The organism is Streptomyces sp. NPDC043738, from assembly GCF_056436545.1.
In genome coordinates this window covers 37,023-57,472 of the sequence record NZ_JBWKCJ010000037.1, presented here as the reverse complement: position 1 = coordinate 57,472, position 20,450 = coordinate 37,023, and the positions used below count along the sequence as shown (strand labels likewise).

The window sequence follows — 20,450 nt, the reverse complement described above, 5'->3', positions numbered from 1 at the left end:
TTTTTTACAAAGCGGTCCTTTTCTCTTTTTTTCCCCCTCAACACCTGGGTCGCCCGTGGGCGCCCAGGGCGGCGGCCGCGGGGGACCCCCCCCCCCCCCCGCCCCGCCCAGGCTCAGCTGCAGCCGCTGGTCGACCCGCAGCCCTCGCACAGGTAGCAGCTGCCGGCCCGCTGCATCTTCGTGCCGCAGGAGAAGCACAGCGGCGCGTCGGCGTTGATGCCCAGCTGCATCTCGACCAGTTCGGCGTTGGTGTGCGCCTGCTTGGGAGCCGGGACGGCGGCCTCCTCGACGCTCTTGACCACCGGCGCCGGGTCCAGCTGGCGCGGCGCCGACTGGGCCAGGCCCTCGACGTCGACCTCGTCGTCGGACGGCTCGTACGAACCGGTCTCCAGGTGGCGCGTGCGCTCCTCGACGGAGTGGATGCCGAGCGCCGAGCGGGTCTCGAACGGCAGGAAGTCCAGCGCCAGGCGGCGGAAGATGTAGTCGACGATCGACTGGGCCATCCGCACGTCCGGGTCGTCGGTCATACCGGCCGGCTCGAACCGCATGTTGGTGAACTTCGAGACGTAGGTCTCCAGCGGGACGCCGTACTGCAGACCCACCGACACGGCGATGGAGAAGGCGTCCATCATGCCCGCGAGGGTCGAGCCCTGCTTGGACATCTTCAGGAAGACCTCACCGAGACCGTCGTCCGGGTAGGAGTTGGCGGTCATGTAACCCTCGGCGCCGCCGACCGTGAAGGAGGTGGTGATGCCGGGACGGCCCTTGGGGAGGCGCTTGCGCACCGGGCGGTACTCGACGACCTTCTTCTCGGCGGCCGGCTCGGTCTCGGCCTTCTTCTCCTCCTCCTTCTTCTTGGCGGAGAGGGGCTGGCCGACCTTGCAGTTGTCGCGGTAGATCGCCAGCGCCTTCAGGCCGAGCTTCCAGCCCTGGAAGTAGACGTCCTCGATCTCCTCGACGGTGGCCGACTCCGGGACGTTGACCGTCTTGGAGATCGCACCGGACAGGAAGGGCTGTGCCGCGGCCATCATGCGGACGTGGCCCATCGGGGAGATGGCGCGCTCGCCCATGGCGCAGTCGAAGACCTCGTAGTGCGCGGGCTTCAGGCCGGGGGCGTCGACGACATTGCCGTGGTCGGCGATGTGGGCGACGATCGCCTCGACCTGCTCGGGCTGGTAGCCGAGCCGCTTGAGCGCCTTGGGGACCGTGTTGTTCACGATCTGCATGGAGCCGCCGCCGACCAGCTTCTTGAACTTGACCAGGGCCAGGTCCGGCTCGACGCCCGTGGTGTCGCAGTCCATCATCAGGCCGATGGTGCCGGTCGGCGCGAGCACGGAGGCCTGCGCGTTGCGGAAGCCGTTCTTCTCGCCCAGGCGCAGCACGTCCTGCCAGGCCTCGGTCGCCGCGGCCCACACCGGGGTGTCCAGGTCGTCCATGCGCACCGCGGTGCCGTTGGCGTCGGAGTGCTGCTTCATGACGCGCTTGTGGGCGTCGGCGTTACGGGCGTAGCCGTCGTACGGGCCGACGACCGCGGCCAGTTCGGCGGAGCGCTTGTACGACGTGCCGGTCATCAGCGAGGTGATGGCGCCGGCCAGCGCGCGGCCGCCGTCGGAGTCGTAGGCGTGGCCGGTGGCCATCAGCAGGGCGCCGAGGTTGGCGTAGCCGATGCCGAGCTGGCGGTAGGCCCGGGTGGTCTCGCCGATCTTCTCGGTGGGGAAGTCGGCGAAGCAGATGGAGATGTCCATCGCGGTGATGACCAGCTCGACGACCTTGGCGAAGCGCTCGGCGTCGAAGGACTGGTTGCCCAGGTCGTCGTCGCGCAGGAACTTCAGGAGGTTGAGCGAGGCGAGGTTGCACGAGGAGTTGTCCAGGTGCATGTACTCGCTGCAGGGGTTGGACGCGGTGATGCGGCCGGTCTCCGGCGAGGTGTGCCAGTGGTTGATGGTGTCGTCGTACTGGATGCCGGGGTCGGCGCACGCCCAGGCGGCCTCGGCCATCTTGCGGAACAGGCCCTTGGCGTCGACCTCCTCGATGACCTCACCGGTCAGCCGGCCGCGCAGGCCGAACTTCGAGCCGGTCTCGACGGCCTTCATGAACTCGTCGTTGACCCGGACCGAGTTGTTGGCGTTCTGGTACTGGACGGACGTGATGTCGTCGCCGCCCAGGTCCATGTCGAAGCCCGCGTCGCGCAGCGCGCGGATCTTCTCCTCCTCCTTCACCTTGGTCTCGATGAAGGCCTCGACGTCCGGGTGGTCGACGTCCAGGACGACCATCTTGGCCGCGCGGCGGGTGGCGCCGCCCGACTTGATCGTCCCGGCGGACGCGTCGGCGCCGCGCATGAAGGAGACCGGGCCGGAGGCGTTGCCACCGGAGGAGAGCAGCTCCTTGGAGGAGCGGATGCGGGAGAGGTTCAGGCCGGCGCCGGAGCCGCCCTTGAAGATCATCCCCTCTTCCTTGTACCAGTCCAGGATCGACTCCATGGAGTCGTCGACGGACAGGATGAAGCAGGCGCTGACCTGCTGCGGCTGCTTGGTGCCGACGTTGAACCAGACCGGCGAGTTGAAGCTGAAGACCTGGTGCAGCAGGGCGTAGGCCAGCTCGTGCTCGAAGATCTCGGCGTCCGCCGGGGAGGCGAAGTAACCGTGCTCCTCGCCGCCCTTGCGGTACGTCTTGACCACACGGTCGATGAGCTGCTTGAGGCTCGCCTCACGGGTCGGGGAGCCCACCGCGCCGCGGAAGTACTTGCTCGTGACGATGTTGACCGCGTTCACCGACCAGAAGTCGGGGAACTCGACGCCACGCTGCTCGAAGTTGACCGAGCCGTCGCGCCAGTTGGTCATGACGACGTCACGGCGCGCCCACTCCACCTCGTCGTACGGATGCACGCCGGGGGTGGTGTGGATGCGCTCGATACGCAGCCCCTTGCTCGCCTTGCTGCCCTTGGCGCGGGAGCCTCGTGCCGGGCCGCTCGTCGTCTCTGTCATTCCGCCTCCCTGTATACGGGCAAACGCCCATATGTGCGCACGCATTCCGTGGCACGGTGTTTGTCTTGCTGGTACCGGGACGCCCTGCTCTCGCCCCGATACGGATCCTGGATGCGCGCCGAGCTCAGTCGGCGGCGGTGGCGGGCACGGGGACGGCCGGGCCGCCGGCCTTCCCGTCGGTCCCGCATTCCTGCCCGGGCGGTCCCTGCTCGCGCTGCTCCCGCAGCTCGGCGATGGCCGCCTCGAAGTCCTCGAGCGAGTCGAACGCCCGGTAGACGGACGCGAAGCGCAGGTACGCGACGAGGTCGAGTTCCTGCAGCGGGCCCAGTATGGCGAGCCCGACGTCATGAGTGGACAGCTCGGCGCTGCCGGTGGCACGCACCGCCTCCTCGACCCGCTGGCCGAGCTTGGCGAGGGCGTCCTCGGTGACCGGGCGGCCCTGGCACGCCTTGCGCACTCCCGCGATGACCTTGTTGCGGCTGAAGGGCTCGGTGACCCCGCTCCGCTTGATCACCATCAGCGACGCCGTCTCGATGGTCGTGAAACGGCGGGAGCAGTCGGGGCACTGGCGGCGCCGGCGGATCGCCGTCCCGTCGTCGGTGGTCCGACTGTCGACGACCCGGCTGTCTGGGTGCCTGCAGAAGGGGCAGTGCATGGCTCCACCCTCCTCACCCTCGCTATACGGACGTACGTACGCCATCGATCCCGGCGCACGACGAATAACCTCCGCCGGTCCGCACGGGCCCTTCGGAGCGGTCACCAGCATAGGCGATACCGGGGCCCGCGAAGGACCAGGCACCACAACTTCTGGGCGACCGCACGCATCCAACCACTAGATGTGGTGTCGGGCCGCTTACATCCGCCTACCGCGTGTCGCGACGGAGGCGGGCCGGACGGTCGCCCACGAGGGTACGGGAAGGCACCCGGCCGGCGGCGCGGCGGGGCGGGGATGGAAGAATCGGCCCGGCTGCGGCGCCCGGCCCGGCGCAGACCCCGAACGCCGGGACCCAGGATCTCCGGTCGATCCCGGAGCCCCGGCGGAAGCGAACGCCGGAGCCCCGAAATGCCATTCGGCCATACACCCAGCCACTTGATCGGGTCAGCCAATCAGCGAATATTTCACTCGAACGTGTGTTTGGCGCAACCTTTCGAAAGCAACTACCGTTGGCTAACTAGGGAGAACATTTCGAGAGGGGCCGACGTGACCACCACCGCAGACAGCGCGACCATCACCGCACAAAGCCACTCCCAGAGCCGGTTCGAGCATCAGCAGAAGGCACAGCGGCCGCCGATGGACGACGCCACGTTGGACTCCGAAGAGCAGAAGCCCGCCCGCTCGCTGCCCGGACGGCCACCAGGGATCCGGGCCGACAGCTCGGGGCTCACGGACCGCCAGCGCAGGGTGATCGAGGTGATCCGGGATTCGGTGCAGCGGCGCGGGTACCCGCCGTCGATGCGGGAGATCGGCCAGGCCGTCGGGCTCTCCAGCACCTCGTCCGTCGCCCATCAGCTCATGGCGCTCGAGCGCAAGGGCTTCCTGCGGCGCGACCCGCACCGCCCCCGGGCGTACGAGGTCCGCGGCTCCGACCAGCCCACGACCGCGGCGACGGAGACCGCGGGCAAGCCCGCCGCGTCGTACGTCCCGCTGGTCGGCCGGATCGCCGCCGGTGGCCCGATCCTCGCGGAGGAGTCGGTCGAGGATGTGTTCCCGCTCCCCCGCCAGCTCGTCGGCGACGGCGAACTGTTCGTGCTGAAGGTCGTCGGCGACTCCATGATCGAGGCCGCCATCTGTGACGGCGACTGGGTCACCGTCCGCCGTCAGCCGGTCGCCGAGAACGGCGACATCGTGGCCGCCATGCTGGACGGCGAGGCCACCGTCAAGCGCTTCAAGCGCGAGGACGGCCATGTGTGGCTGCTGCCGCACAACGCCGCGTACCAGCCGATCCCCGGCGACGAGGCGACCATCCTCGGCAAGGTGGTGGCCGTCCTGCGGCGGGTCTGACCCAGCCCTCACGACCGGGCCCCGGGACCACTGCGCCGGTCCCGGGGCCCGCCCTTGCTCCTCGGGCCTGTCCGATGCGTCGCGGGCCCGGCCCTGACCCATCGGACAGGCCCGAGGGGAGCCGACCGAACGATGGTCGCGGCACCGGGCCCCGAATGGCTAGGCCTCGCCCTCCGCCGCCTTCGCCGCCGCGTCGATGGCCGCCAGTGAGCGGCGGACCTGGTTGCGGTCGGTGGTGTACCAGAAGTCCGGCATGGACTTGCGCAGGAAGGAGCCGTAACGGGCCCGCTCGACGCGGGGGTCCAGCACGGCGACGACACCGCGGTCTCCCGTGGCACGCACCAGACGTCCGGCACCCTGAGCCATGAGCAGGGCCGCATGCGTGGCCGCGACGGCCATGAAGCCATTGCCGCCGGACTCCTCCACGGCCTTCTGGCGGGCGCTCATCAGCGGGTCGTCGGGACGCGGGAACGGTACCCGGTCCATCACCACCAGCTGGCAGTTCGCCCCCGGGACGTCGACGCCCTGCCACAGGGAGAGGGTGCCGAACAGGCACGTACGGGCATCGGCGGCGAAGGTGCGGATCAGCTCGCCCAGGGTCTCCTCGCCCTGCAGCAGGATCGGCATGTCCAGACGGCCGCGCAGCTCCTCGGCGGCGGCCTGGGCGGCGCGCATCGAGGAGAACAGCCCGAGGGTGCGGCCGCCGGCCGCCTCGATCAGCTCGGTGAGCTCGTCGAGCATGTCGGTGCGGCTGCCCTCGCGGCCCGGCTGGGCCAGATGCTTGGCGACGTAGAGGATCCCCTGCTTCGAGTAGTCGAACGGGGAGCCGACGTCCAGCCCCTTCCACGGGGGCACGTCCTCCCCTTCCGCGCCCTCGGGGGACAGGCCCAGGGAGGCCGCGACGCCGTTGAAGTCGCCGCCGAGCTTGAGGGTGGCGGAGGTCAGGACCACCGAGCGGTCCTCGAAGAGCTTCTCGCGCAGCAGGCCGGAGACCGACAGGGGCGCCACCCTCAGGGACGCGCCGAAGCGGTCGTGGCGCTCGTACCAGACCACGTCGTACTCGGAGCCGTTGGCGATCCGCTCGGCCACGGCATGGACGTTCTCCACGGAGGCGAGGGCCTGCTTGCGGACGGCGTCCTCGTCCTGGACCGACTTGTCGCGGGTCGAGCCGAGCGCCGAGACGACCGTACGGGCGGCGTCCCGCAGCGCCATCAGGCAGTAGCCGAGGTCCTCGGGGATCTCCTCCAGGCGGCCGGGCAGCGCCAGCTCCATGAGGCGCTCGAAGGTCTCGGCCGCGGTCTGGAGCTGGTCGGCGGCCTTTTCGTTGACGAGCTTGGCGGCCCGGCGCACGGCACGGTTGACCTGGCCGGGGGTGAGCTCGCCGGTGGCGGCGCCGGTGACCCGGGAGACCAGCTCATGGGCCTCGTCGATGATCAGGACCTCGTGCTGCGGGAGGACCGGTGCGCCCTCGATCGCGTCGATGGCGAGCAGCGCGTGGTTGGTGACGACGACATCGGCGAGCTTGGCGCGCTCCCTGGCGGCCTCGGCGAAGCACTCCGCGCCGTAGGCGCACTTCGACGCGCCCAGGCACTCCCGGGAGGAGACCGAGACCTGCCCCCAGGCGCGGTCCGAGACACCGGGGGTCAGGGCGTCGCGGTCGCCGGTCTCGGTCTCGTCCGCCCAGTCGCGCAGCCGCAGCAGGTCCTTGCCGAGCTTGCTGGTCGGCGTCGCCTGCTCGAACACGTCGAAGAGCCCGTCCTCCTCTTCCTGCGGGGCGCCTTCATGGAGGCGGTGCAGGCACAGGTAATTGGAGCGGCCCTTGAGCATGGCGAACTCCGGGCGGCGGCGCAGCAGCGGATGCAGCGCGTCGACCGTACGCGGAAGATCGCGCTCCACCAGCTGGCGCTGCAGCGCCAGGGTGGCCGTGGCGACCACCACCCGCTCGCCGTGGGCCAGCGCCGGCACCAGATAGCCGAGGGACTTTCCGGTGCCGGTGCCGGCCTGGACGAGGAGGTGGGCCGAGCCGTCCACGGCCTCGGCGACGGCCTCGGCCATCGCCACCTGGCCGGGGCGCTCGGTGCCGCCGACGGCGGTGACGGCGGCGTGCAGCAGATCGGGGAGGGAGGGCTTCGTCATAGCGCTGCAAGCCTACGCGGGACCACTGACAGCCGGTCCGGTCACGGGGCGTGCAAGGGGTTGGGGACGGTCCCGTGGACGGCGGCGTGCGGGCGCTCGTGGCGGTCGCGGTAACCGTCCACATGCAGACGGTTGCGGTTCAGGCAGAGCCGCTCGATCCGCGGGGTGAGCAGGTCGAACGTCTCGTGCCGCTCTTTCAGGCCGGGGAAGCGTTCGTGGTGGCGCAGGATCTCCGCCCGTACGAGTGACCAGAACTCCGCCTCGGGAACGTCCAGTTGGTCCGCGCACAGCGGCGCGAGGTAGCGGAAGACGCCGACGAACAGGCCGGAGTGGATGAACTGGGTCAGGAAGGAGGGCGGTTCGGTCAGCAGCACCGTGCGGACGTCGTCCGGCATGGAGTCGTGCTCCGGGAGCGGCTGGGAGGTGGTGTTGACGTCGTCGACGAAGTCCTTGACCGCGAGGCGGGTGGGGACGTCGTGCTCGTCGAAGACCACGATGGCGTTCTCGCCGTGCGGGGAGAACACCGTGCCGTACTGGTAGAGGAAGTGCAGCAGGGGTGGCAGCAGCGCGGCGAAGAGCCGGCCGAGCCACTCGCGCGGGGGCAGCCCCGAGCGGTGCACCAGCTCCGCGGTCAGTGCCCGGCCCTCGGGGTCGGTCTGCAGCAGCGCGGCCAGGGTGCGGGCGCGCTCGCCCGGGTCGAGGTATCCGCTGATCGGCTCGCGCCAGATGCAGCCCAGCAACTCCTTGAACTGGTACGGGACGCCGGGCAGCCGGTCGTAGAGCGGGTGCTCGACGGTGACGGAGGCGGTCTCGCCGAGCAGGATCACCCGGGTCTCGTCGCTCAGGTAGGGGTCGGCGTCGCGCAGTCCGTGGACCCAGCGGGTGACGGCCGGCGCGGCGAGGGTGCGCTCGGTGGGCAGACCGCGCCAGACGAGGGTGTTGAGGATGGACAGCGGAAGTTTGACCGTACGGGCCTCGGGCCGGCTGATGTTGAGGAAGGTGCGGATCGACTGCTGCGGCAGGCGGAGGTCGTTGTCGGTGGGCAGCGCGATGATGGATCTGTCGGCGAGTTGCGGGGCGAAGAGCGGGGCGATGGTCTCGTCCCATTGCCAGGGGTGCACGGGGAGATAGAGGTAGTCGGCGGGGTCCTGGCCCTGGTCGGTGATGGCGCGGGCGAAGGCGTGACGGGTGGCGGGGGCGAGCTCCTCGCCGTAGAGGCGATCGGGGGTGGCGAGCGCGGGGACACCGCGGTAGTGGGCGAGGCGGTGGTGCGCGGCGAGCCAGGGCAGGCGCTGGGCGGTGCGGGCTTCCGGGGCCCAGGCCGCCGCGTCGGCGGCCGAGAAGCCGAGCCGTCCCTTGTTCGCGACGAGCCAGGGGTGGCCGGTCTGGCGCCCTTCGAGGGAGGCGTAGTCGAGGTCGGCGAGCTCGGCGGCGCTCAGGGCGGTGGCGTCGAGGCGGGTGTCGGCGGCGAGGGTGGCGGTCAGCTCGCGGATCAGGTGGCCGGTGGTGTCGCCGGACAGGTGCAGGACGGTGTCGTGGGCATGGACGAGGAAGTCGAACGGGTCGGTCCCCGGGGTGATCGAGTGGGGGTCGACGCGCCAGTGCCCGTAAGCGCCCCGGCGGGCGCGGAATCTGTAGACCAGCTCCTCGGTGACCGGCAGGCGGTATTGCGGGGTGCCGTCCGCAGCGGTGCCGTCGGGCTCGGGGATGAGGACTTCCTCGTACGCGAACTCGGCCAGGATCTTGGCGAACAGCCGGCGCGCGGCGTGCTGCCAGGCGTGGTGCGAAGGCTGGGGCTCAGGCGGCAAGACGGGACTCCCTCGAAGCGGGACCGCTCCGGCACGTGCGGGGGACAACCGGGGCGGCGCGGTGGACGGCGGACCGGACCGGGAACGGCGATGGACGGCCCCGGGATCAGTGCAGGTGGCGGTGGGCGCGGTCGCGGATCATCAACGCCGCGCGTTTGCCGGGCAGTTCGAGCTCTTCGGAGTAGCGGAAGCCTCCGGCCAGGAAGGCCGCGACGGAGGCGGTGTTGCGCAGATCGGGCTCGGCGACGACCCGCGTGCACTGCGGGCGGCGGTCGAGCACGAGGTCGGCGGTGGCGCGCAGCAGGGTGCTGCCCAGGCCGCGGCCGCGGTCGGCGCCGCCGCCGATGAGCAGGTGGATCCCGGTGTCGTGGGGAAGGGCCGGGTAGTGGCGGGCCAGGGGGTCCAGGTCGGCGCGGTAGATCTCCCAGTAGCTCATCGGGACGCCGGCCAGCACACCGAGGCAGGGCACGCTGCGGCCGTCGCCGTCGAGCTGGCCGCGCAGATGGGCGGCGGTGGTCCCGGGCGGTCCGGACAGCTCCCAGAAGGCCGCGACTGCCGGATCGTTCATCCAGCCGGTGATCCGGTCGAGGTCGCGGGCCGGCCGGACGGGGACGAGCTCGAACGGCCCGGCGGCGGTGTCGGCCGGGCCCCAGCCCGCCAGGTCGCCCAGCAGCGGGCCGGTGCCGACGAGGACCGGGGGCGCCGGCCGACGGCGTCCACCGGCGGGCAACGCGCCGGATTCCGGCGGGAGCCGGCGGTCCTGGGTGTCGTCGGAGCTGGAGTCGAGGCCGGATTCGATGGGTGGCACGGCGACGCTCTCCTCTCGTGGCCGGCTCCCGCGGTGCCTTGTGGGTCGCGGGAGGCCGGCGCCGGGGGCTCGTGGGGTGACTTCGCTGCGGCGGGCGGTGGCGGCCGGCTAGGAGGCCAGGGGGTTGGGCAGGGTGACGTAGACGGACTGGGTCTCGACCGGGCCGACGAGTTCGTCGAGCCCGTGCAGGCGGGTCGCGAGGTTGGCCTTGCAGCGCAGGGTGCGGGCGGACAGCAGCTGGCCGGGGAGCCGGGAGCGGTGCGCGCGGGGCGCTGCGGCGGCGCTGTCGAGGAACCGCCGGAAGGCGGCCAGCAGGATCTCCTCGCGGACCAGGCGCTGGGCCCCGAAGGCTCCGATGAGGCCGAGGACGTTGTTGATGCCCAGGTAGTAGGCGAAGCGCTCGTCGGTGACCTCGTCGGCGACGAAGGTGTCGCTGGCCGCGCCGATGCCGGGCAGCCGTCGCTCCAGCTCGGCGCGGCGGGAGGCGCGGAAGTAGTAGCCCTGGTTGTCGCGGTAGCGGCCGCCCACGGGCCAGCCGTCGGGGTCGAGCAGCACCAGGGTGTTCTGCTGGTGGGCCTCCAGGGCGACACCGGCCGTGCCGTCGAGCCACAGCAGGGGCCGGACGACCGCTTCGAGGTAGCGCAGGAACCACTCGGTGGCGACGGCGCCCAGGGCGCGGCCGGTGCGGGCGGCGAGCGTGCCGACGAGGTCCTCGAGGCGGGAGCGGGTGCCGGCGTGGCCGGGCCAGGGCCGGGGAGAGGTGAGGCCGGCGATGCAGACCGCGTCGTCGCCGGTGCTGAAGGGGTTGTGGCGGATGACGGCGTCGAGGCCCTGGACCGGTTCGCCGTCGGGGCCGTCGACGGCCAGATAGGCCGGGTCGCGGACGATGTCGAAGCCCGGATGGGCGGCCTGCCACTGCTCGGCGAGGCCGGTGCGCAGCAGCCGGTGCACCTCGACCCCGCGGAGGAGTTCCTTGCGGAGGTTCTCCCGGCGGGAGTTGGTGATGCGCAGCCCGAGGGAGAGTTTGAGCATGGCGTCCGCGCCGGAGCGGTAGACGGTGCGGACGGAGGAGGTGGGGTGCCAGCGGGGGCCGTGGACACCGAGGTCGCGCAGCAGACCGGCGTCGCGGAGTGCGGCGATGTCGGGGCGGTCGGCGAGCTCCCTGGCCTGCCAGGGGTGCAGCGGCAGCGGCACGGTCCCGTCCGGCAGGGACAGACCGTCTCCCGCGAGGCGCGCGGCGAGCTGCTCGGCGGAGACGGGCTTGCCGCGCTCGGTCCAGGCGGAGTCGGTGGCGACGACGGAGCGGTGCACGGCCATCCAGTGGAGCGGGAAGGCGCCGCGCAGTTCGGGCGAGAAGGCGCGGGTCTCGGCGTCGGAGAGGCCCTCGCGGCTCTTGGGCGTGGGGTGCAGCGGGTGGCCGAGGAGCAGGGACTGCTCGGCTTCGAGGAAGAGGTCGCCATGGTCGTCGGCGGGCCGGGCGCGCCGGTCGGCGAGGAAGCCGGCCACGTTGCGTACGGAGTTGGCGACCCGTCCGATGAGTTCGGCGCCGTCGCCGTCCGGTGTCTGCGGCTGCTCGGCCTCCGGCTCCGGCCGTTCGCCGTCCGCCACTCGGTGCTCTCCGCCGTCCGAGGCCCGCCGGTCGCCGCCGTGCGCGGCCTCCCGGCGCAGCAGCGCGGCGAGGGTGACGGCGTCCAGCGGGGCGGCGCCGGCCGGGGCGCCTTCGAGGGTGGGCGCGCCCAGGCGGTGCCAGCCGGTGGGTGACCAGTAGCGGACGGGGATGTGCAGGGCGCCGGCGGCGGCCCGCAGGGGGATGCGCAGGCGGCCGCCGGCCGGGCGTGCGGTGCCGTTCTCGCGGATCCAGCAGCGCAGGAGGTGCTCGATGCCGGCGGCGTCCGCGGCGACCGCCGGGTCCGGGTGGTCGAGGGGGTCGTGGTCGCCGTGGCGGGCCCGCTCGTGGCGGCCGGGAGCGCCCGGACCGGTGGCCTGGCAGGGGTCTTCGTGGGTCTGCTGGTGGCAGGTGTCGCCGGGGGTGCGTCGCTGCTGGCGCGGTACGGACTCCAGCGTGCCGGCGCTGTGGTGCCGGTCGGGGATCCGCTCGGCGGGCTGGGCGTTGTCGGGGCCGGGGCGTTCGTTCATGCGGAGGTGCCTCGCAGTGTCGTGGGGGATGAGCCCGTCGGCCCGGGGGTGGTGCGGACCGCCGCCAGGACGGCGTCGGCGAGGCGGTCGAGGATCGCGTCCGCCTGCTCGTCGGTGATGGTCAGGGGTGGCAGCAACCTGACGACGGCGGAGTGCCGGCCGCCCAGTTCGACGATCAGGCCGCGGTTGAGGCAGGCGCGCTGGACGGCGGCGGCGAGCTCGGGGGCGGCGGGGCGGGCGCCGGTGGCATCGGCGTCCGCCTCCCGGTCGACGAGTTCGACGCCGAGCATCAGTCCGCGTCCGCGGACGTCGCCGATGCAGTCGTGGGCGTCGGCCAGGGTGCGGAGCCGGGCGAGCATCCGGGCGCCGAGTGCGGCGGCGCGGGCGGCGAGGCCGTTGGCGCGGACGTAGGCGAGGGTGGCGGCTCCGGCGGCCATGGCGAGCTGGTTGCCGCGGAAGGTCCCCGCGTGCGCGCCGGGCTGCCAGGCGTCGAGCTCCTCCCGGTAGACGATCACGGCGAGCGGCAGGCTGCCGCCGATCGCCTTCGACAGCACGATCACGTCCGGCACGATGCCGCTGTGTTCGATCGCCCAGAAGGTGCCGGTGCGGCCGACGCCGGTCTGCACCTCGTCCACGATCAGGGGGATCCGCCGGGCGGCGGTGAGCTCCCGCATCCGCCGCAGCCAGTTGTCCGGGGCGGGGATCACGCCGCCCTCCCCCTGGACGGGTTCCAGGATCATCCCGGCCGGCCGGGGCACCCCGCTCTTGTGGTCGTCGAGCAGGTTCTGGGTCCAGCGCGCGGCGAGTTCGGCGCCGCGCTCGCCGCCGGTCTGGAAGGGGCAGCGGTAGTCGTACGGGTAGGGCAGCCGGACCACGCTGGTGTGCTGCGCTCCCCCGGAGGCGGCGAGCGCCTCGGCGGTCATGCCGTGGTAGGCGCCGGAGAACGCCATCAGGCCGTCCCGGCCGGTCGCGGTGCGGACCAGTTTGAAGGCGGCCTCGACGGCGTCCGTGCCGGCCGGGCCGCAGAACTGGATGCGGGCGTTCTCCGCCAATTCGGCGGGCAGCGTGGCGAAGAGCTCGGTGGTGAAGGCGTCCTTGACCGGCGTGGCCAGGTCGAGGATGTGCAGCGGCGCGCCGGAGTCGAGGACCCCGCGGATCGCTTCGAGCACCACCGGGTGGTTGTGGCCCAGCGCCAGGGTGCCGGCGCCGGAGAGGCAGTCGAGGTATCTCCGGCCGTCGGCGCCCTCGATGGTCAGCCCGCGGGCGCGCACCGGGACGATGGGCAACGAGCGTGCGTAGGTGCGGGCAGCGGACTCACGCAGGGACTGCCGGCGCAGAATCCCCTCGTGGGCCGACGGCGCGGCCGCCGGCACGGTGTCGGTCAACGCCACGGCAGTTGTGTCCTCCTGCTTGGTGAGCTGCTGAACAGCGCGCGGGTCGTGCGGGCAGCCCGGCTGTCCCCCGTACGTACCAACGACGCCGGCGACGCCGGATCACGGTTGCGAACAAGATCCTTGGCGGCTGGGAACCGGGACCCCGAGTACCGCCGTCTCTATCGTCACCGGCATAGTGGGGTGTTGCGCCGAGATCTTGGGGTTCATGACAAGTTCGATCCGGCGCGACTCCGCTCATGCCACACCGGCTCAGCCCGATTCACCCAGGGGGACAACACCCATGCGATCCATACGCCGGCCAGTCCTGGCCGCCGCCGCTCTCACCGCCGTCGTGGCACTGACCGCCACCGGCTGCGGTCCCGAGGGCGGCAACGCGGACGCCAAGCCCAGCCAGTCCGCGGCGGACACCACGGGTGGGGGTGAAATCAAGATCCCCCAGGACATCCAGGACAAGCTCAAGGAGCACGGCGTCGACCTGGACAAGTGGAAGAACGGCGAGTGGAAGAACTGGGACAAGGACAAGTGGCTCCGGGAGGCCGGGGAGTTCATCAACCCGATCATCAAGGACTTCTGGAACCCGGACAAGATCGAGAAGGTCAAGCCCCCGAAGGACCCCAGCAAGCCCGGGGACATCTCCGAGGACCAGGGCAAGACCGACCCCGAGCCGGCCGCCGTCCAGGCCCAGCCCGTCAAGACCCCCTACACCTCCACCGCTGCCGGTGTGGGTCTGCTGCTGTTCAGCACCCCTGAGGGCGAGTCGCGTTGCTCGGCCACCGTCGTCAAGGACCCGGCGCACCCCGGCAAGTCCAACCTGGTGTGGACCGCCGCGCACTGTGTGCACGCCGGCAAGAACGGCGGCTGGTACCGCAACATGATGTTCGTGCCGAACTTCAACAAGAACGGCGTCTCCGCCGACAAGCTGAAGGCCACGCCCTTCGAGGACCGCGTCCCGGCGGGCAAGTGGTGGGCCGACGACATGGCGACGTCCAATGAGTGGATCAAGGACGGTGGCGCCGTTCCGGGCGTGCCGATGGCTCCGTACGACTACGCGCTGATGCATGTGAAGCCGGAGTCGTCCACCGGCGGCAAGTCGCTGGAAGAGGTCGCCGGCGGCGCGTACGCGGTCGACTTCAACGCCCCGGCCATGGCCAAGATCCCGAGCCTGACCGCGCAGGGCTACCCGGCCGAGGCGCCGTTCGACGGTGCGGCGCAGCAGCAGTGCACGGACAAGCCGACCCGTCTGACGATGGACGCCAAGAAGCCGACCATGTACCGCATCGGCTGCACCATGACCGGTGGCTCCTCCGGTGGTCCCTGGTTCATCAAGGGCGCCGACGGCAAGCCGGTGCTGGTCTCCAACATGTCGATGGGTCCGCGTCCGGCCCGCTGGTCGGCCGGTCCGCACCTGGGTGCCGAGGCCAAGACCCTGTTCGACAACATGAGCAAGAAGTGGGCGACCAAGCAGTAGCCGCCCGCGGCGGGGGCGCTCCGGCGTGCCGGCGGCGCCCCGCACCGCTCCCTGAACGAACACGACGAAGGCCCGCCCCGGTCTCCCCGGGGCGGGCCTTCGTCGTCGTGTCTCCTGCGGGCCGGCTACGCCGCCGGCACGAACGGCTCGAACTCCGCGGCCAGCTCCGCGTGCACCCGCGCCTTGAGGACCGTGCCGTCCGCGGTGTGCTCCTCGGACAGGACCTCGCCCTCGGCGTGCGCCCGCGAGACCAGGGCACCCTGGGTGTAGGGCACCAGCGCCTCGATCTCGACCTGCGGCCGCGGCAGCTCGTCGTCGAGCAGGGTCAGCAGCTCCGCCAGGCCCTGGCCCGTACGGGCCGAGACCGCGATGGCGTGCTTCTCCTGGCGCAGCAGGCGCTGGAGCACCAGCGGATCGGCCGCGTCGGCCTTGTTGACGACCACGATCTCGGGCACGTCCGTGGCGCCCACATCGCGGATCACCTCGCGGACGGCGGCCAGCTGCTCCTCCGGCACCGGATGCGAGCCGTCGACCACGTGCAGGATGAGGTCGGACTCGCCGACCTCCTCCATCGTGGAGCGGAACGCCTCGACGAGGTGGTGCGGCAGGTGCCGGACGAAGCCGACGGTGTCGGCGAGGGTGTAGAGCCGCCCGCTGGGCGTCTCGGCCCGCCGCACGGTCGGGTCCAGGGTGGCGAACAGGGCGTTCTCCACCAGCACACCGGCACCGGTGAGGCGGTTGAGCAGCGAGGACTTGCCGGCGTTGGTGTAGCCGGCGATGGCGACCGAGGGGACCTTGTTGCGCCGGCGTTCCTGGCGCTTGATGTCCCGGCCGGTCTTCATCTCCGCGATCTCCCGGCGCATCTTCGCCATCTTCTCGCGGATCCGCCGCCGGTCCGTCTCGATCTTGGTCTCACCGGGACCACGGGTGGCCATACCGCCGCCCGCCGAGCCGGAGCCACCGCCACCCATCTGCCGCGACAGCGACTGGCCCCAGCCACGGAGCCTGGGAAGCATGTACTGCATCTGCGCCAGCGAGACCTGCGCCTTGCCCTCCCGGGACTTGGCGTGCTGGGCGAAGATGTCGAGGATCAGCGCGGTCCGGTCGACGACCTTGACCTTGACGACGTCCTCGAGGTGGATCAGCTGGCCCGGGGAGAGCTCACCGTCGCACACCACGGTGTCGGCGCCGGACTCGAGCACGATGTCCCGCAGCTCCAGGGCCTTGCCCGAGCCGATGTAGGTGGCCGGGTCGGGCTTGTCACGGCGCTGGATGACGCCGTCGAGCACCAGGGCGCCGGCGGTCTCGGCCAGCGCGGCGAGCTCGGCGAGGGAGTTCTCCGCGTCCTGCACCGTGCCGGCGGTCCAGACACCGACGAGCACCACGCGCTCCAGGCGCAGCTGGCGGTACTCGACCTCGGTGACGTCCTCGAGCTCGGTGGACAGGCCCGCGACGCGGCGCAGCGCGGCACGCTCCGAGCGGTCGTACTGGTCGCCGTCACGCTCCCCGTCGATCTCGTGGCTCCAGGCGACGTCCTCTTCCATCAGGGCGTCGGCCCGAAGGCTCTCGGGGAGGCGCTGCCGGTCCTGCGGAAGGGAAGAAGAGGAGGTCATTTGATCCTTTGCGTCGTTGGGAAGCCCTCACGGGGACCGGCCGGTCCCACCGGGACTGTCGCTGGTGTCAACGTACGAGGCGTCCCGGAGATTCCCGGGCCGGTCGTCGTCGACCCGAAGATGGTCGCACGGGCCCGGGAGGGCCGTCACGCGGGTTTTCCCGGCCTTGCGGGCTTTCCGGGGTTCGCGGTCGACTTCCTCGGCCGCCACTCCTGGTGGCCGGGCATCGGAGGCGTCCGCTCGCCGTAGAGCCATCCCTTGAAGAAGCTCGTGAGGTCCTGTCCGGAGATCTTGGAGGCCAGCTCGATGAAGTCGGCGGAGTCCGCCACGCCGTCGCGGTGCTGGGTCACCCACTCGCGTTCGAGGCGGTCGAAGGCGGCGGCGCCGATCTTGTGCCGCAGGGCGTACAGGACCAGTGCGCTGCCGTCGTAGACCACCGGGCGGAAGAGGCTGATCTTCTCGCCGGGGCTGGGGGCCTTGGGCGCGGCGGGCGGCCCGCCGTCGGCGCGCCAGCCGTCGGACTGCTCGTAGGCACTGCGCATGCGGCTGTCCAGGGAGATCCGGCCGCCCTTCTCCTGGGCGTAGAGGGCCTCGTACCAGGTGGCGTGGGCCTCGTTGAGCCAGACGTCGGACCAGCGCCGGGGGCTGACGCTGTTGCCGAACCACTGGTGTGCCAGCTCGTGCACCATCACCGACTCGACGTACCACGCGGGCAGCTGCGGGTTCGTGAACAGGCTCTTCTCGAAGAGCGAGAGGGTCTGGGTCTCCAGCTCGAAGCCGGTCCTGGCGTCGGCGATCAGCACCCCGTACGCCTCGAAGGGGTAGGGGCCGAGCCTGCGCTCCATCCAGGAGACCTGGCTCGGGGTCCTGGCCAGCCACTTCTCCAGGTGGTGCCGGTCCACGGTCGGTACCACGTCGCGGATCGGCAGGCTGTGCGGCCCGTTCCGCAGCAGCACACTGGACTTCCCGATGGAGACCTGCGCCAGCTCGGTGGCCATCGGGTGGCCGGTGCGATAGGTCCAGGTGCGCCGCGCCGCCCGACTGCGCGAGCCCACCGGCAGCCCGTTGGCGACGGCGGTCAGCTCCTGGGGCACGGTGATGTGGAAGGTGAACAGCGCCTTGTCGGAGGGGTGGTCGTTGCAGGGGAAGACGCGGTGCGCGGCGTCCGCCTGGTTGGCCATCGCCAGCCCGTCGGAGGTGCGGATCCAGCCGCCGTCGCTCTTGCCGCGGGGGTCGCTGGTGTGCTGGATGACGATCTTGACCTGCTTCCCCCGGGACATGTGGGCGGCCGGGGTGAGCACGAGGTCCTCACCGTGCTGCTGGTGCTGGGCGGGCTGCCCGTCGATCTTCGCGGAGCTCACGGCGCCACGGGCGAAGTCGAGGTTGAGCTGGTCGAGCTCGGTGGTGACCTTGGCGGTGATCTCGGTGGTGGCCTTCAGCGGCCGGTCGTTGCGGCCCGAGTAGTCCAGGGTGACGTCGTAGGACGTCACGTCGTAGCCGGTGTTGCCGAGCGTGGGGAAGAGCCGGTCGCCCAGGCCCTGCGGCCCCGCGGGCTGCGGCGCGGCCACGCCGAGGGTGGCGACGGCGGCCAGCCCCAGTGCGGTGGCCCGGCGGCCGGTCCAGCGGATCCGGCCGCTCGGGGCAGCAGGCAGGGGGCGGTCGGAGTCGGCGGACGGTCGACGCGAGTCAAGGGACATGAACTACGGCTACCAACGCGGCCGCCTCCGCCGTGGGCGAGGCGGCAAACGACACCCGAACGGGCGGCGGATCGTGCGTCCGTCTTAGGGCGCGTTCCCCGCGGCCGGCCGGCGGGCGGGCGGTGGCGCCTCAGGGGCGCAGGGCGGCGGCCTGGCGGGTGCGGCCGGCCCGCAACACGTCGAAGACGCCGGGCACTTGGCGCATGGCCCGCATCAGGGACGGCAGACCGGCGGCGTTGGGCAGATGGAGCGTGTACGTATGGCGGACCCGCTGCTCGTGCGGGGGTTCGACGGCGGCCGAGACCACCGCGGCGCCCTGGGAGGCGATCGCCTCGGTGAGGTCGGCGAGGAGGTGCGGGCGGCTGAAGGCCTCGGCCGTCAGGGTGACCCGGCAGCCGTGGCCGCCGTGGCCGGCGCCCCGCCAGCGCACCTTGACCGGCTGACGGCCGGTGGCCGCCATACGGGCCACCACGGGACACAGGGCGCGGTGGACGGTGACCGTGCCGCCGCGTACGGCGAATCCGGTGACGGTGTCCGGCGGTACCGGGGTGCAGCAGCCGGCCAGCCGGACCGCGGCGCCGGGCAGGTCCGCGACCGCCAGGACCGAGCCCGGAGTGGCCTGGGCCGCCCCGGTGCGGTCCGGGCCGGCGGCGGGACGGTCGGCGGGGGGCGCCGCGGCGGGCCCCTCGCCGGGGGGCGCCGGACGGGCGCCCGGTTCCCCGGCGAGCCACCGGGCGATGGCCAGCCGGGCGGCGGGCGTTCGGGCGTGGTCGAGCCATTCGGGCGAGGGGCCGGCCGCGGAGTCCGGGGCCATCAGCAGCTGCAGGCTGTCGCCGTCGTGCAGGACGGTGGCGAGCGTGGCGAGCCGGCCGTTGACGCGGGCGCCGATACAGCAGTGCGCCGCCTCGCCGTGCCGCTCGTACGCCGCGTCCACGCAACTCGCCCCGGCGGGCAGGCCGATGGCGCCGCCGCCGGCCCCGGTCGCACCCGCCGCGCGACCCGTATCGGCGTCGGCGCAGAAGACCGTGATCTCCCGGTCCTGGGCGAGGTCGTCGCGCAGTGAGGTCCAGAACGTGTCCGGGTCGGGGGTGGTGCGCTGCCACTCCAGCAGCCGGGAGAGCCACCCCGGGCGGGTCGGGTCGGCGCGCTCGCCCTCGGGGGTGTCCGCGCCGTCGGTGGGGGCGTACGGATTACCCAGCGCGATCACCCCGGCCTCGGCGACCCGGTGCATCTGGTGGGTGCGGATCAGCGTCTCGGCGATCTCCCCGGACGGGCCGGTGACGGCGGTGTGCAGCGACTGGTAGAGGTTGAACTTGGGCGCCGCGATGAAGTCCTTGAACTCGGAGACGACCGGGGTGAAGCAGGTGTGCAGCTCCCCCAGGACGGCGTAGCAGTCCGCGTCCTCCGCCACGAGCACCAGCAGCCGCCCCAGGTCCGCGCCCGTCAGTTCGTGGCGCGCCAGCCGCACGCGGTGCACGGAAACCAAGTGCCGTGCCCGGACGAGGACTTCGGCGTCGATGCCGGCTTCGGCCAGGACCGTGCGCACCCGCTGCGCGATGGCGGCGAGCGGGTCGGGCCGGGTGGCGTACTCGCGGACCAGGGCCCGGGTGGTGGAGTACTCCTCCGGGTGCAGGATCGCGAAGACCAGGTCCTCCAGCTCGGCCTTGAGTGCCTGGACACCGAGGCGTTCGGCGAGCGGGATGAGCACATCGCGGGTCACCTTGGCGATCCGGGCCTGCTTCTCGGGCCGCATCACCCCGAGGGTGCGCATGTTGTGCAGCCGGTCGGCGAGCTTGATGGACATCACCCGGACGTCGTTGCCGGTCGCCACCAGCATCTTGCGGAAGGTCTCCGGCTCGGCGGCCGCGCCGTAGTCGACCTTCTCCAGCTTGGTGACGCCGTCGACGAGGTAGCTGACCTCGGCGCCGAACCGTTCCCGCACCTGATCGAGCGTCACCTCTGTGTCCTCGACGGTGTCGTGGAGCAGGGAGGCGGTCAACGTCGTGGTCTCCGCGCCCAGTTGGGCGAGGATCAGGGTCACCGCCAGCGGGTGGGTGATGTACGGCTCGCCGCTCTTGCGGAGCTGACCGCGGTGCGAGGACTCGGCGAGCTGATAGGCCTTGGCGAGGGTGTCCAGGTCGGCGTCGGGGTGATGGCCGCGATGCACCTTGGCGACGTGTTCGAGGGCGTGCGGGAGGCCGTCGCGAGGTGCGGGTCCGAGGAGCGCGGCCCGGCCGATGCGGCGCAGCCCTCTGAGTTCCAGCCGGCGACGGCCGCGCCTGCGGCCCGCTGCTCCAGCGTTACCAGGGTTAGTGGCCTCTGCGCTCATGGGCACCTCCGGCAGCGTCGACCGGCGGCCGGACGCCGTCAGTTCTGGCGCCCGGGCCGGTGCTTGATGCTATCG

12 protein-coding genes are annotated in these 20,450 nt (G+C 72.0%); 2 read left to right on the top strand and 10 right to left on the bottom strand.

Annotated features, from left to right (window positions below):
* Window positions 1-113: 113 nt before the first annotated feature.
* Complete coding sequence (locus AC0680_RS33420; protein ID WP_478636424.1) at window positions 114-2,984, bottom strand: vitamin B12-dependent ribonucleotide reductase; 2,871 nt, start codon at window positions 2,982-2,984, stop codon at window positions 114-116.
* 124 nt (window positions 2,985-3,108) lie between these two features.
* On the bottom strand, window positions 3,109-3,639 hold the full coding sequence (gene nrdR / locus AC0680_RS33415; RefSeq protein WP_384434346.1) for a transcriptional regulator NrdR: 531 nt from the start codon (window positions 3,637-3,639) through the stop codon (window positions 3,109-3,111).
* Between the two features lie 546 nt (window positions 3,640-4,185).
* Between nrdR and lexA the strand changes: the two genes are divergently transcribed.
* Window positions 4,186-4,986 carry a transcriptional repressor LexA gene (lexA, locus tag AC0680_RS33410; RefSeq protein ID WP_393496662.1) on the top strand — a complete coding sequence of 267 codons (801 nt, stop codon included), beginning with the start codon at window positions 4,186-4,188 and terminating at the stop codon, window positions 4,984-4,986.
* Window positions 4,987-5,145: 159 nt separating this feature from the next.
* On the opposite strand, the gene AC0680_RS33405 is transcribed toward lexA, so the two are convergent.
* The 5 genes from AC0680_RS33405 to AC0680_RS33385 all read right to left on the bottom strand — a co-directional run bounded on the left by AC0680_RS33405 (window position 5,146) and on the right by AC0680_RS33385 (window position 13,265).
* Window positions 5,146-7,122 carry an ATP-dependent DNA helicase gene (locus AC0680_RS33405; RefSeq protein ID WP_478636421.1) on the bottom strand — a complete coding sequence of 659 codons (1,977 nt, stop codon included), beginning with the start codon at window positions 7,120-7,122 and terminating at the stop codon, window positions 5,146-5,148.
* Between the two features lie 41 nt (window positions 7,123-7,163).
* Window positions 7,164-8,930: an IucA/IucC family protein gene (locus AC0680_RS33400; RefSeq protein ID WP_478636418.1), complete on the bottom strand. Its 1,767-nt coding sequence runs from the start codon at window positions 8,928-8,930 to the stop codon at window positions 7,164-7,166.
* Between the two features lie 106 nt (window positions 8,931-9,036).
* A complete protein-coding gene (locus AC0680_RS33395; protein ID WP_478636416.1) occupies window positions 9,037-9,738 on the bottom strand; it encodes a GNAT family N-acetyltransferase in 702 nt (233 codons plus the stop codon).
* 108 nt (window positions 9,739-9,846) lie between these two features.
* Window positions 9,847-11,874 carry an IucA/IucC family protein gene (locus tag AC0680_RS33390; RefSeq protein ID WP_478636413.1) on the bottom strand — a complete coding sequence of 676 codons (2,028 nt, stop codon included), beginning with the start codon at window positions 11,872-11,874 and terminating at the stop codon, window positions 9,847-9,849.
* Window positions 11,871-13,265, bottom strand: a complete 1,395-nt coding sequence (locus tag AC0680_RS33385) for a diaminobutyrate--2-oxoglutarate transaminase family protein (RefSeq protein WP_478636410.1) — start codon at window positions 13,263-13,265, stop codon at window positions 11,871-11,873. Before AC0680_RS33385 ends, AC0680_RS33390 begins: the two co-directional genes overlap by 4 nt.
* A 283-nt stretch (window positions 13,266-13,548) precedes the next feature.
* Between AC0680_RS33385 and AC0680_RS33380 the strand changes: the two genes are divergently transcribed.
* Window positions 13,549-14,736, top strand: a complete 1,188-nt coding sequence (locus AC0680_RS33380; protein ID WP_478636408.1) for a trypsin-like serine peptidase — start codon at window positions 13,549-13,551, stop codon at window positions 14,734-14,736.
* A 125-nt stretch (window positions 14,737-14,861) separates the two neighbouring features.
* Here the strand turns inward: AC0680_RS33380 and hflX are convergent, their stop codons facing one another.
* The 3 genes from hflX to AC0680_RS33365 form a co-directional block, all read right to left on the bottom strand.
* Window positions 14,862-16,349: a GTPase HflX gene (gene hflX, locus AC0680_RS33375; RefSeq protein WP_478636405.1), complete on the bottom strand. Its 1,488-nt coding sequence runs from the start codon at window positions 16,347-16,349 to the stop codon at window positions 14,862-14,864.
* Window positions 16,350-16,495: 146 nt separating this feature from the next.
* On the bottom strand, window positions 16,496-18,046 hold the full coding sequence (locus tag AC0680_RS33370) for a M1 family metallopeptidase (RefSeq protein ID WP_478636402.1): 1,551 nt from the start codon (window positions 18,044-18,046) through the stop codon (window positions 16,496-16,498).
* Between the two features lie 130 nt (window positions 18,047-18,176).
* Complete coding sequence (locus AC0680_RS33365) at window positions 18,177-20,375, bottom strand: RelA/SpoT family protein (RefSeq protein WP_478636399.1); 2,199 nt, start codon at window positions 20,373-20,375, stop codon at window positions 18,177-18,179.
* Window positions 20,376-20,450: the final 75 nt, after the last annotated feature.

Coding starts and splice junctions, on each gene's coding strand:
- AC0680_RS33390 (WP_478636413.1), bottom strand. CDS start 11,874: ATGAACGAACGCCCCGGCCCCGACAACGCCCAGCCCGCCGAGCGGATC.
- AC0680_RS33380 (WP_478636408.1), top strand. CDS start 13,549: ATGCGATCCATACGCCGGCCAGTCCTGGCCGCCGCCGCTCTCACCGCC.
- AC0680_RS33370 (WP_478636402.1), bottom strand. CDS start 18,046: ATGTCCCTTGACTCGCGTCGACCGTCCGCCGACTCCGACCGCCCCCTG.
- nrdR (WP_384434346.1), bottom strand. CDS start 3,639: ATGCACTGCCCCTTCTGCAGGCACCCAGACAGCCGGGTCGTCGACAGT.
- AC0680_RS33365 (WP_478636399.1), bottom strand. CDS start 20,375: ATGAGCGCAGAGGCCACTAACCCTGGTAACGCTGGAGCAGCGGGCCGC.
- AC0680_RS33405 (WP_478636421.1), bottom strand. CDS start 7,122: ATGACGAAGCCCTCCCTCCCCGATCTGCTGCACGCCGCCGTCACCGCC.
- hflX (WP_478636405.1), bottom strand. CDS start 16,349: ATGACCTCCTCTTCTTCCCTTCCGCAGGACCGGCAGCGCCTCCCCGAG.
- AC0680_RS33420 (WP_478636424.1), bottom strand. CDS start 2,984: ATGACAGAGACGACGAGCGGCCCGGCACGAGGCTCCCGCGCCAAGGGC.